Source organism: Nonomuraea sp. KM90 (genome assembly GCF_052246675.1).
In the GTDB taxonomy this organism is placed as follows: Bacteria; Actinomycetota; Actinomycetes; order Streptosporangiales; family Streptosporangiaceae; genus Nonomuraea.
The window spans coordinates 1-12,502 of sequence record NZ_JBQQCB010000077.1 but is presented as its reverse complement, the minus strand read 5'-3'; the positions used below and the strand labels follow the sequence as shown (position 1 = coordinate 12,502).

Annotated in this window: 11 protein-coding genes and 2 pseudogenes; 9 read left to right on the top strand and 4 right to left on the bottom strand. The window is 67.5% G+C overall.

The features are described from left to right. Positions 1-273: 273 nt before the first annotated feature. Entirely contained in the window at positions 274-1,176 is a 903-nt protein-coding gene (locus ACTWPW_RS43520) for a LysR substrate-binding domain-containing protein (protein ID WP_443172157.1), read from the bottom strand. Between the two features lie 431 nt (positions 1,177-1,607). Here ACTWPW_RS43520 and ACTWPW_RS43515 point away from each other — a divergent pair, with 431 nt between their 5' ends. The 9 genes and pseudogenes from ACTWPW_RS43515 to ACTWPW_RS43475 all read left to right on the top strand — a co-directional run. Continuing rightward, positions 1,608-1,919 (top strand): EthD family reductase, encoded by a 312-nt coding sequence (locus ACTWPW_RS43515; protein ID WP_443172156.1) that lies wholly within the window; start codon positions 1,608-1,610, stop codon positions 1,917-1,919. Between the two features lie 110 nt (positions 1,920-2,029). Further along, positions 2,030-2,911, top strand: a complete 882-nt coding sequence (locus ACTWPW_RS43510) for a PhzF family phenazine biosynthesis protein (RefSeq protein WP_443172155.1) — start codon at positions 2,030-2,032, stop codon at positions 2,909-2,911. A gap of 53 nt (positions 2,912-2,964) precedes the next feature. Next, a complete protein-coding gene (locus ACTWPW_RS43505; RefSeq protein WP_443172154.1) occupies positions 2,965-3,207 on the top strand; it encodes a hypothetical protein in 243 nt (80 codons plus the stop codon). A 292-nt stretch (positions 3,208-3,499) separates the two neighbouring features. Further along, positions 3,500-4,081: pseudogene (locus tag ACTWPW_RS43500) on the top strand (recombinase family protein). A gap of 6 nt (positions 4,082-4,087) precedes the next feature. Next, on the top strand, positions 4,088-4,630 hold the full coding sequence (locus ACTWPW_RS43495) for a hypothetical protein (protein ID WP_443172153.1): 543 nt from the start codon (positions 4,088-4,090) through the stop codon (positions 4,628-4,630). A gap of 398 nt (positions 4,631-5,028) precedes the next feature. Beyond that, the gene (locus ACTWPW_RS43490) at positions 5,029-5,640 is read left to right on the top strand and encodes a polymorphic toxin-type HINT domain-containing protein (protein WP_443172152.1); all 612 of its coding nucleotides are present in this window, start codon (positions 5,029-5,031) and stop codon (positions 5,638-5,640) included. A 70-nt stretch (positions 5,641-5,710) separates the two neighbouring features. Then, entirely contained in the window at positions 5,711-6,352 is a 642-nt protein-coding gene (locus tag ACTWPW_RS43485) for a HEAT repeat domain-containing protein (protein WP_443172151.1), read from the top strand. 351 nt (positions 6,353-6,703) lie between these two features. After that, positions 6,704-7,648, top strand: a complete 945-nt coding sequence (locus ACTWPW_RS43480; protein ID WP_443172150.1) for a transposase — start codon at positions 6,704-6,706, stop codon at positions 7,646-7,648. Between the two features lie 161 nt (positions 7,649-7,809). After that, positions 7,810-7,920, top strand: a pseudogene (locus ACTWPW_RS43475) (IS5/IS1182 family transposase); the annotation flags it as partial. Between the two features lie 551 nt (positions 7,921-8,471). On the opposite strand, the gene ACTWPW_RS43470 reads toward ACTWPW_RS43475, so the two are convergent. From ACTWPW_RS43470 to ACTWPW_RS43460, 3 genes are all read right to left on the bottom strand, one after another. Further along, a complete protein-coding gene (locus ACTWPW_RS43470) occupies positions 8,472-9,200 on the bottom strand; it encodes an SDR family oxidoreductase (protein ID WP_443172149.1) in 729 nt (242 codons plus the stop codon). Next, positions 9,197-9,526: a hypothetical protein gene (locus tag ACTWPW_RS43465; protein ID WP_443172148.1), complete on the bottom strand. Its 330-nt coding sequence runs from the start codon at positions 9,524-9,526 to the stop codon at positions 9,197-9,199. Before ACTWPW_RS43465 ends, ACTWPW_RS43470 begins: the two co-directional genes overlap by 4 nt. 170 nt (positions 9,527-9,696) lie before the next feature. Beyond that, positions 9,697-11,307: a hypothetical protein gene (locus tag ACTWPW_RS43460; protein ID WP_443172147.1), complete on the bottom strand. Its 1,611-nt coding sequence runs from the start codon at positions 11,305-11,307 to the stop codon at positions 9,697-9,699. Positions 11,308-12,502 lie beyond the last annotated feature (1,195 nt).

Genomic DNA, 12,502 nt, shown 5'->3' with positions numbered 1-12,502 from the left:
AGCCAGCCTCCCTTGAGGACCACCATCGACAGCAGGAACCACCCCGCGCCACACGACCATGCCCCAGATGCCGGCGCCACGCCCTGCAGCCGGGACTCCAGAAGTGCGACTCCACTGGCGGAGTGCGGAACTTCGCTCCCCGAACCGATGTGCCGACTTGCCCATTGGTATCGGCACTTCATAGATGTCCGGGACATCACATGGCGTGTACGTCCCATATGGGTGTGCAATCGGGGCCACCGCAGGCGTCCGTCTCGCTTGACCTCTTGCGCGTCAGTCCGGCAGCCAGTGCAGCTCGTGCGCCACGGTTTTGGCGACGGCACGGATGCGGCGGTGTAGTGGCGACTGCTCGCGTGGGAGGACCAGGTGGATCGTCAGGCTGGGCGCGCCCCGCAGCGGTCGCCAGGTGAGACCGGCCGGTGCTGCCGTGACCGCGGCTTCTCCGGCCGGGGCGAGGGTGGCCCCGTCGCGCAGGTCGCGCTGGGACATGTCGAAAGAGACAGCGGGCGTGTGGAATCGGGGGTGTAGTCGGGTGTCTCGGAACAGTGCGGACAGCTGATCGTGGATCACGGGGTTGGCCGCACGGTCCGGGAGTCGCAGCGGATACGCGGCCGCGTCGGCGATCTCGATCTCCAGGTGTTCGGCCAGCGGATGGTGCTGCGCCAGCTGGACCCCGATGCGCTCACGCCGCAGCAGGAACCGGCGCACGCCACGGCCCGGCTGTTCACCGCGGGTGATCCCGGCATCGATGCGGCCGTCGGCGACCGCGGGGGAGATCTCCGGTGTCGCCATCGGGACCGCGCCGACCTGGAGTCCGCTGTTGCCGCGAATCAGCCTGTCCACCAGGGCCGGTGCCGTCTCGGCCCCGGCGCTGAGGCTGTATCCGATGCGCAGCGTGCCCAGTTCACCGGCCGCCGCGCTCCGGGCGGTGTCCCATGCCCGGTCCAGCGCCGCCAGCGCGGGCGGCGCGGACTCCGCCAAAGCCGCACCGGCCGTGGTCAATACGACGCTACGCGTGTTGCGGACCAGCAGGGCCGTACCGAGTTCCGCCTCCAATCGGCGCATCCGGGCGCTGAGTGCGGGCTGTGCGATACCGATACGTGCGGCCGCGCGGGTGAAGTTCAACTCCTGCGCCAGCACCAGGAAGTACCGCAGGCTCACCGTATCCGGCGCCACGTGCCCTCCCTGCCGATTGATAACGATCCGTTCTGAGTCTATCCCGCACCGGTCTTTCCCCCGACCGCACATCAAGCCCTAACCTGCGCATATGACGATTCAACTGACCGCAGTACTGGACGTCGCACTCACGCACACCGCCGATTTCGAGTCCGCCCTCACGGCTCTCGCGAAGGCCACGGCCACCGAGCCCGGTGTGCTCGACCATGGATTCTGGCGCGACCCGACCCACCCGGGCCCTCCCCGATGTCGTAGCCTTCGTCGGCGACCTCCCGCTGTGGCTGGCCACCGACTCCCACGCGCTCCTCGAAACCACCTCCGTCCTCACCCAGTTCCCGATGCTCCGCACCCAGCGAGGTCGGCGGCAGTTCTTAGCAGGAGCTCCCAGGTCACCCGGAGTGTTATGGTCTCGTCTCTGGACGGAGGTCGTCATGCATAAGTTGGTGGTCCTGTATTCCAAGCCCGCCGACCCTGACCACTTCCGCGACTACTACGTGACCAACCACCTTCCGCTGGTCATGAATTGGCCCGGCCTGCTTGCGTGGCGCTACAGCTTCGACGTTGCGGCGACCAAGGGAGAAGCGCCGTATTTCGCGCTCTTCGAAGGCTACTTCGCTGACGCCGCCGCCATGGCCGCGGCGCGGGCGTCGCCGCAAGGCCAGCGGGTGGCCGCCGATGTCGCCAACTACGCCACCGGCGGTGCGGTCATCATCCACTATCCGGTGCAGGACGGCACCGGCTGAGGCAGGACGGTATGCTCCGGGACGCGTTCGGTCGGCCGTTGCGGCCAGGTCCGGCTCTCGGCGGAACGCCGTTCGCGGTTGCCGGTTCGTTGAGCGTCAAAGGTGGGCCGATGTCCTGGCCGGATGTCACGGTGGTTGACGCGTGCGTGCGGCGCGACGGCCGGGGCGGCAGCCCCACGGCCGTCATCGACGACGACCCGGCGGCGACGGACGCGGACCGGCGTGCGGTCGCTGCTGCGGCCGGCACCTCGCACGCGGCGTTCCTCGGCCCGGGGCGGACGCCGGACGGTGCCTGGCCGGTCCGGTTCTTCACCGCCACCGCCGAACTGTCCGGCTGCGGCCACGGCACCGTTGCCGCGCAGGCCGTCCGGTTGACCCGCACCGCGCTGGGCGAGCTGAACGACCGCCAACACACCGGCGGGCGCACGTTCGACACCGTCGCGATCCGCCGCCCCGCCGGCATCGAGGTGTGGTTCGACCAGGGCCTCGTCGCGCTGCGTCACCCGGCGCCGGACGAGCGCGCCGCGATCGTCGCCGCGCTCGGGCTCACCGCGGACGATGCGCATCCGACCGACGCGCCACGGATCGCCGCGCCCGGCGCGCCACGCATGCTGGTACCGGTCCACGACCGATCGGCGCTGCTCCGAGTCCACCCACACCTCGGCAGGCTGACAGCGGCGTGCCAGCGGTACGGGCTCCTCGGCTGTTTCGTGTACGTACCGCCGGTGGGCGACCGACCGGGTGCGGCGCGGATGTTCGCGCCGGCGATCGGTGTCGACGAGGACGTCGCCAACGCCAACAGCACCGGCTGCCTGGCCGCCCATCTGCTCGACACGACAGGGGCGCAGACGGTCGCGATCGAGGTGGAGCAGGGCGACACCCTCGGTCGACCGGCCAGCGTGCTCGCTTCGGCCCGACGCGGGCCGGCGGGCATCACGACCCGGGTCGGCGGGTTAGCGGTGGTCCGCGACGGACATCGAGGCGACGACTAGACCGTCCTCTTCTGCGATCCGCGCATGGGGCTGGGGCTGTCCGCTGCTGGACCTTGCCCCAGCTTCGCCACAGCGCGCTGCAGCACCTGGCCGAGGCCGGCCGTACCGCGCCGGAGCTGCAGGCCAAGTCCCGCCACCAGAGCCTGTCAAGGCTCGGCCGCTACATCCGGCTGGGCGAGGAGACCGCTGCCCGCATCACTTTAGTCCCGACCGGCGCGGCAAGGTGCTGGAACTCCTGGCCGCCCAGCCCTGGCGAGCGGGGGTGGACCTGCAACCGGAACCGTTTCGTACGGTAAGCGCCTTCCCGCAGGCCAGGGCGGATGCCGAACGGGGCCTGGGCGGGGTCGTTAGCGTACGTTCCGGTTCCGGCGCAGCTCGCCTGCAATCATGGTTTCGAGGTGGATCGGCTGGGTGGGTGACGCCTGGTGACGGTGATCTTCGTGTCCGGAAGTCCTCCGTAACGGACAAGATCAAATACAGGTTGCAGGGATCACCTCGAGCCCCTCGGAAGCGTCCGGAACTCCGTCCGGAATCAATGTCGTAAAAAGGGCCGTCGCAGAGCCGGGTTTCGGTGCATGATCGAGGGTCATGAGCCTGCCTGTACATCCTCTTGCCGGCCAGCGGGTCGGCCATGCCCGGATTTCCAGCGCGTCGCAGAACCTGGACGGGCAGACCGACGCGCTGAGTGCGGCGGGCTGCGAGAAGCTCTTCGCCGACACCGCGTCGGGGAAGCTGACTGAGCGGCCCGAGCTGACGCGGTGACTGGAGTATCTGCGGGCCGGGGACACGTTGGTGGTGTGGCGGCTGGACCGGCTGGGTCGCTCGTCGCGGCATCTGGTGGAGACCGTCAACGCGCTGGCCGAGCGCGGGGTGGCCTTCGCCAGCCTGCACGAGGGGATCGACACCAGCACCAGCACCGGCCGTCTGGTCTTCCATATCTTCGCGGCGCTGGCGGAGTTCGAGCGGGAGCTGATCGCCGAACAGGCGGCGGTGGGCCGGGCGGCCGCGCGTACTCGAGGCCGCCTCGGCGGCAGGCCTGCCAAACTGTCGGCCGAGCAGATTGTGTTGGCCCGGTCGCGCTATGCGGCGCAGGAGGGCACCGTGGCCGAGATCGCCAAGGCCCTGGGAGTCGGTCGTGACACACCTCAGACTTTCAACCGCTGTAGATGATTAGCCGTGAATCACGGTGCAGGAGACAGTGCCATCGACAAGGTCGATTCACTGATAGATGGCTATATCTCGCCGGAGCGCGCCCAGGAAATCTCGAAAAGATATCCAGCCGTCTCAAGTACTGTGGTGAAATGGATCAAAGAATCAGCGGCGCAGCGCAACTGGCGCCGTGTTGAACGGTTCGCGAATCTTGCCGCCGCGCTCAACGTAACCGGCCTCGGCAGCGCCGTCATCGAACTCGTAGATTCAGATGTCAAAGGACTTGACTACGAGGACCTCATAGATATTCTCGGGGAGATCAGGGAGGAGGCCTCAGCGAACAGCATGTTCCGGCTTGCAGAACGCTCGCGCGAGCATGACGCGCCAACGTTCTGGCTCTGCCAGAAAGTGATTCTCTCGCTTAGTGAACTGGACACAGATGAGGCGAGGGATAAATTGCGGATGATGACCACAGCAGCTTGGCCGTCAGCAGTTCGATGGCACGCTGCCGTTGCTCTCGGCATAGAGGAACAGCTCGGCTTCGTTGAGGAGCATATGCTTGGATACTGATAAAATCGCATGAACTAAGCTAAGCCGCTGGACCGGAGTGGACTGAACCAACGGTCCATTCTCCGAGATCCCCCGGGGCCCCCAAGGCCCCGGGGGATCTCGAATTTTGACGAGGTGTGGCGCTGTTGAGCGCCTGGCCAGGTGGAGTGTGAGACGGCGCCGCGAAGCTGGCCGAGGCCGCCACCGACAGCGTCAACATCGTCGCCAGGAACGGAGGTACGGCCGACGACATCTTAGCGGCCGTCAACGCCGCCAAAGCGGCCAAGAAGACCGAGAAAGCGGCCCGAAGGGCCCTCGCCGACGCCAAGACTCCGGTCACCAAGACCGTCACCGCCACGAGGGCGGTCAGCGTCAAGCAGCCCAGCGGCGGCGCCAATGCCTGCCCGGTCAGCAGCTTCGTGCCCGGCACCAAGGTCCTGCTGGCCGACGGCAGCCGCAAGGCGATCGACGGGCTGAGGGCCGGCGACCAGGTCATCGCCACCGACCCGGCCACCGGCCGGACCGCCGCCAAGGCGGTGCTCAAAACGATCACCAGCAAGGGCGTCAAGCGCCTGGTGTCCATCGCCGTCCACGTGGACGGCGACCAAGGCGGCAAGACCGGCACCGTAGTCGCCACCGACCGCCACCCGATCTGGGTACCCGAATACGACCGCTGGACCGACGCCGGCCAACTCAAGCCCGGCATGTGGCTGCAAACCTCCGCCGGAACCCACGTCCAGATCACCGCGATCAAACACGAGGTACGGCACGGCCAGCGCGTTCACAACCTCTCGATCGCCGACACCCACGCCTACTGCACGGCCGCAGGACAGGCTGACCTCCTCGTCCACAACACCGGCTGCGGCGAGACCTATTACCGCACGATGAGCGATGAACACTTCGAAACCCTGCAGAGCACGGGTCGGCTCCCGGCAACCAGCGAAACGTTTATTTCGCCGACGCAGGCCTTTTCCGAAGCGTACGGAGGAAGGCTTGTGGAGTTCACGCTAATTAGCGCCCGGCACCACTGATTCGTTGGCCGATATCGGCGTCCGGCACCTGTCACGGAGAACTTCGCTCGACTACCCAAATATGCCTCTGGTGTCGAAGGGCTGGGCAGGAAGGTCGGCTCTGTTCAAAGCGGAAGGGGATCAGGTCAACATCGGCCTCGGCGGGGGTCCGGCGCTTGATATCTTCAACGACGGCATGACCGGGATTCAGGGAGATCGCGAGATGACACCAGATCAACGTGAAGCGATCCTTGGCCTGGTCATCGCACCTGGACGCCCCCCGAAGGTCACTCCTGACGAGGTCCTGGGACGGTTCGGGACCAGCGACGGCACGGGCCTGGGCCTGTCGCTGCTGCGGGACGCGGTCGAGCGCAAGGATGGGACGGACGTCGAGCTTGCGCTCATTGTCTGCTTCACCTTCGGCCTGACCGCAGAGCACCTCCACGCTCTCATGGAGTTGTGTCGGACGGACTGGCATCAGTCGCACGAGGATGCAGTCCTCGCACTCGATCGCCTGCGATCACCGGATGCGGTCGACGCTCTGGTCCGGGCAACGGAATGGGTGCCGGATTATCTCGACTACGACGAGAGCCGGGCTCTGGCCGCGAAGGCGATCTGGGCGCTCGGGAAGACACCGGGCACCCAGGCCGACCTGGCGCTGGAGCGGCTGACGGCCTCGAAGGACACCATTCTGCGAGAAGCGGCCGAAGCACAGCTCAAGCGACGCAGGTAATAGACACAGTGAACCTTTTCCAACCTCCCCCGGCGGGTGCCCTGGTCACAGCATGATCGCGATGCCACTGTTCAGCCGGTGACATGAAGAAGCTCCTGGTAGACGGGTTGATCACCACAACCCACACCGTCGCAACCAGGAGCTTCCGGTGCTGTTCTACCACTGAGACTGGTGCCATCGGCACGATCTGTCGCCTCTTCTGGGGGAGCGCTCCCGAAGGTGCGTGTCGGGCTGGCCGCGTGTGGCTTGATAGAAGCCTCGGCGAGAGAGCCCGTCCCGTCACTGGTCCGCCTGCTCGGCTACCCCGGCGCGCACCGCCTTCGGATATCCCCCGAGCCGATGAGGGTGCACATGACGGAGTTCAAGAAGCCCAAGGCTCGACGGATCGTGGGCGGGGCCGACACACGTGCCGACACTCACCACGCCGCGGTGGTGTTGATGAACGGGCGCCGGGTCGCCGATCGCGAGTTCCCGGCGACCCGAGCGGGATACGCGGACCTGCTGGAGTGGATGCGGTCCTTCGGCCGGCTGCATGCGGTGGGGGTTGAAGGTACCGGCTCCTACGGTGCCGCCTTGGCTCGCCACCTGAGCAGCGCGAAGGTCAGGGTGATCGAGGTAAATCGCCCTGACCGGCAGCAGCGCCGGCCAAGGGCAAGTCGGATCCGCTGGATTCTACGCCGCTGCCGAAGCTGTCCTGGCCGACAGGGCTCGCGCCGTCCCGAAGAGCGGAAACGGGGTGGCCGAGTCGATCCGCGTGCTGCATCTGGTCCGCGCCGGCGCGGTGAAGGCTCGCACCGCCTGCCTCAACGAGCTGCAGGCGGTGCTCGTCACCGCCCCGGCGAGCTCCGCGAGCAGTTGGCCGGCCTGAAGAAGGCTCGGCTGGCCGAGGCCTGCTCCCGGTTGAGGCCCTCCGCTGATCTGGCCGACCCAGCCCAAAGCGTCAAGGTGGCGCTGCGGCACCTCGCTGCTCGTTACCGCGCCCTCAGCGCCGAGATCGACGCCGCCTACAACCAGTTGAAGGCGTTGATCGAGCAGACCCGGCCCGAGCTGCTCACCACCCAAGGCCTGGGTGTTGAGACCGCCGCGCAACTCCTGGCCACCTGCGGCGACAACCCCGATCGGCTGCGCTCCGAGGGATCGTTCGCGGCCCTATGCGGGGTGTCGCCCGTCCCTGCTTCCAGCGGCAACACACGACGTCACCGGCTTAACCATGGCGGCGACCGGCAGGCCAACCGGGCCCTGTACGTCGTCGTGCTGTCTCGCATGTCCTGCGATCCATCCACCCGCCTACGTTGAGCGCAGAACCACCGACGGGCTGTCCAGGAGAGAGATCATCCGCTGCTTGAAGCGATACGTCGCCCGCCAGCTTTACAAGATCATCACCCGCCCCCAGGCGTCGGTAACCGAATCGTCCGCCCTCGCTTGACAAACCATAGAAGCATCGTGCCGCCGTCGATTTGTCGCATCAGACCCTGAACTACGTCGCCGGGATGATCCGGCGCCACCGTAAGTCGATGAGGTCGCTCTGGCGGCGACTCAACCCCGGCCAGCAGGCCCTGCTGATCCTCGGCGCCGGACGATCACCATCACCGTGGAACCCGCCGCGTCCGGCACCCTGACGGCTGGCACGGGCGCGCGGTTGCCTTGCATGCTCGCTCGGTGCGCACGACGTTGCCGCAGGACGGTACGCACCGGTCCAGGTTGGGCCAGTCCGAAGTGCCTTCGCGGTGGCATAGGGCCTGCTTGCGGCGGTAGCGGCAGAGCAGGAACGCGTTCGGGTTCTCATAGAGCATGATGTCTTCGCTCGCGGCCAGCCGTCGGGCGGTGGTGGCGTTGATGGTCGCGCCGGCGAAGAACGGGCCGGAGGTGGCGGTCTTGATGGCGTGGCGGGCCGCCGGCCCCGATACTTCGCCGCCGGCCTCCAGCCCGTCGCGCAGGTCCGCGACCGTGTCGGCAACCGCGCGGACGGTTTCCAGATCTAGCAGCTCGTGGATGCCGCCGCGGCCTCGGGATAATGGTGGAGTCGGGTATTGGAACTACCTGAATGCCTGTGGTCCTGAGCGGCGGTGGCTTGCCGGACCTGGCATCAGCCGTCGTGCGTCGACGTGCGAGGCATTGGTCAGACCTGTTCGAAGTGGAACGCTTTGATGAAGCAGTCGCGGGGCTGGGCGACGGCGAAGAGGATGCACTCCACGAGCGAGTGCGCGGTGAGGGCGTCCTTGGCCTCGCGCGGGGTGGTCTTCCACTCCTCGGAGAGCGGGTCGGCGTTGTCGAAGTCGGGCGGGTAGAGCGAGATCACCCGGACCCCTTGAGGACGCAGGCGCTTGGAGAGGATCTCGGCGAACCCCGCCTGGGCGCTCTTGGCCGCGTAGAAGGCGTCGTGCGCGTCCGACCGGTGGTGGCCCGGTGTTCCGCAGGCGGAGATCATCGTCACGACATCCGGTATCTCCGAGTTGAGCAGGAGAGGGAGAAAGCTCTTCGTGATCAGGACCGTGCCAGTGGCGCCAGAGGCGATGGTGTCGACAATGTCGGCGTCGGTTGCGGACAGCAGGTCCGGCCCTGCGAGGTAGCGAGAACCGTTGTTGATGAGTACGTCGACGCGGTCCGTGTGTTCCGCGACGCTGGAAGCAAAGTCGCGGATCGAGGAGGGGTCCGTCAGGTCGCAGGCAAAGGCGTGCACCCGCTGATGGCCGCGGTTGCGAATCTCGTCGCGGACTCGTTGAGCGGCGGCGAGTTCGCGTGCCGAGAGGAAGATCTCGGCGCCGAGGTCCGCGAGGCGGATGGCCAGGGTTCGCCCGAAGTCGCGGCCGGCGGCCGTGATGACGACGCGGTGTTTGTCCCATCTCATGGTGTCGCTCCTGGTTCGTGGATCGGTTCGTGCGGTGCCTTGCGGCGGCCGGCCTTCTTCCCGCCGTAGTGACCGAACAGGTGCCCGGGATCATCGTTGAACTCCAGCAGCACTTCGACGGCGCGGTGGACCGGTTCCAAGACAACCCATTCGGCCTCGTCACCGGTGACCTTGCGGCCCTTGAAGACACGGCCGCGAAGCTTGCGTCGCAGGCCGCAGCTGTCAAGCACGGCGATGAGCGCGGCGTCGCGCGCGCCGGCGGGAGAGTCGTCGGCCAGGCACGCGGCCAGGAGCGCGCCGCCCAGCAGCCACACTTCCTCCAGCACGCGGCAAGGGGAGAAACGCTCATTCCGCCGGTAAGAAGGCTGAACGGCCGAACTACGCGGCGCCCCCAAGCAGGTCCAGCCGGCCCCGACCGCCACCGACCCCGAGACCTGCCGCCGACTGTGGGAGGTGTCCGAACGCCTGACCAGCGTCCGGTTCGCCCTTCCGCCGCTCACGGCTTCACCTTGAGCCTCTTCTTCGACGCGCCCGGGAACACGACGACCAGGTGCTCCTCCCCTGTCTCGCCGAGCCGCACGTAGACCCGGAGCCGGTAGCGGCCCTTGCCCGCGATCGCCAGGTTCGGCATCGGGGCGCCCGCGCCCACCTCGCCATCGCCCATCTCCGGCACGCTGAGCCGGCCGCTGCGGCTGACGATCGGCACCTCGTTGACCAGCTCCCACCCGGCCGTCCGCAGTGGCGGTGCCGTACGGAAGGCCTTCACGGTGAGGCACAGATCGGACACGTCCTCGACGTGCCCGACGAGCACCGTGCTGCCGGCCACCCCGATGGGGGAGCCGTCGTCGTCGTAGAGCTCGTCCACCGCCTGGTCCATCGCGCCTTCGGCCGCTTCGTCCTCGGGGTCGTGGACCACATAGCCGTGATCACCGTCGACGAACAGGAAGTAGTTGGCCGTGGCCTGCACGACACCCTTCCGCCGGGGCCACGGGTCGCGGCACTTCGCGTTCGCCTCGGCGATGTAGGAGTCGTTCGCCGCCTCCTTCTCCGCGGTCGACCGCAACAGCTCGGGACGGGTCGCTCCGATGATCTCCGGGCAGACGTAGACGAGTTCCCACGGGTTCGCGCCCCAGGCGGGCCGCTCGCTTCCGGCCCGCTTCAGAATCGCCTCCTGCTCCTCGCGGTCCTTCGCCCGGCACAGCGACCGTCCGTACGCGAGAACCCCCTGGTCCGACAGGCTGTCCGGGAACATGGGGGGCACCCCGTCAGCCGTGTTCCGAGCCAGGCACAGGAACATGGCGTCGCGTTCCTCGGGCTTCAGGTCGCCGAAACTGGGCCGGTCATAACACTCCGTCGACCAGCCGGAGTAGGAGAGGTGCGCGGACTGCTCCGGGTGGATCTGTGTGATGACCGGCAGCACGGCCACGGTCGCCACCGCGACCCGGAGCGCGCGCTGCCGCCCGGGCCGGAGGTCGGTCAAGCGCTCCTCAGTGGGCAATTCACGGGCGGTCGCCGCCATCCACACGAGGCTGACGAGTTGTACCGCGTCCATCACGACCCACACCACCGTGTGGCCGCCGGAGATGCTCTCAAGGAGAATGTTGAGCGGCAGCGCCAGCGCGAGCACGCCCACCGACAACCATCCGGCGGTCAGCGTGCCGCGGCTCCACCGGCCGTCACGCCACTGCCCCATGACCGTGATGACGGTCGCCGCCGGCCCGCTCAGCATCAGGAACAGCCCGACGCCGCCGCTCAGTGGAAGCTCCAGAAGGTCCAGCTGGTCGAGCAGATCGTTGGCCACCCCGGCCAGCTCGATCGCGAACAGCACGCCGGCCGCCGCGCGCAACAAGCCGGACCGCCATCGGATGACGAACAGGTAGAGGACGTCGATCGCGGCGAACAGCACGAGCTCGAACGCCAGGTCAACCCCATCGGGGAACAGCGCGATCGGATACCAGAGGAAGAGGGTATACGCCACCGCCAGATAAAGCAGCCAACGCAACGCCGTCGCCTGGCGGTTCATCGGTCCCGGCACGGGCGCGCGCAGGATCAGCCACAGGAGCGCGGCCTTCACCAGAGCGGACACGAACATCGCGACAGTCGTCACAATGTCGAACCTGTCGTGTTCGGCGAACCCCGCATAATTCGGCGGTGTCCACGTGGCGGCCACCCAGAGCCAGGCATCACCAAGCACCAGGCCCGTGACCGCCGCCACGACAATCAGACCGACTATTACGGTCCTGACAATCCGCCATAACCCACCCGGAAGCATGGGACGCGATCTTAGCGCCGCCCACCGACAGGGCGCGATTTCCTGATCGCCTCTGCCGGTTGGCTTCTCGGCACCGGGAATGCGGTTATCAAATCAACAGGGGCGTCGCACCCGCCAGAGCGTTTGTGAATCTCACCGAGCGTACGCAGGAAGTGGCCACCGTACGGATGACGACTTTCTCGGGAAGCCAGCCAATGGCGCGGGTAATACCGGCGTCCCGCAGGTCATCGCGGACACGGCCGGCGAGCATCGCGGCGACGTCCTGCCCGTGATGGCTGCTGGAACTGGATCTCCACGGTGCCGCGGACTTGTCCGGCGCTCACACCGCCCGATGGTCGTCTCCCGCGGGCGGCCCGTAGAGATCCCAGACCCGCGGCTCGGCCTCCCGCACCAGCACATGGCCGTCTTCGCCCACCACGGCAACGTACATGTGGTGGCGTGAACAAGCCGGATCCCGGGCACGGATCTGAATCCCAGCACCGCGCTGCGGTCTTTCAGAGCCAGGGAACACGCCTTACGTGCCTGACGAGATCATCCGACTCTGACCTGCGGGAAGAGGCCAAGAACGCAAGATAACCATCGGTCTACATCATCGAGGGGGGTCACGGGGCGTCGTCACCGGTGTCGGCACCGCCGTCGTCGGCCTCGTGGAGCAGGTGCGCTCGACGGAGCACGTCGACCTGCGCGGGGTTGTAGAGCGGACCGTCGCCTCGAGCTCGGCGTCGACGGTCCGGAAGACGGAGGCCTGCCCTTCGCCGCTCGTGCCCATCTCGGCCACCCGCGCGAGCGGCACACCGAGCCCCGGTCAGGCGCTTGATCTGCAGGAGCCGCGTCAGGTGGTGCACCTCGTAGCGCTTGTAGCCGTTGGGCTCGCGGTCGGGCTCGTCGAGCAGCCCGACCTGGCCTCGATTCTTCAGCGGGCGGTGCTGTGTGAGTGGCTCCGCGATTTGCCCGTAATGTCCCCGACGCGGTTGGGGCGGGCCGTCGCATGACGCTGCGGGGGCGCCGGGTTCCACGGACCCGGAGCAGG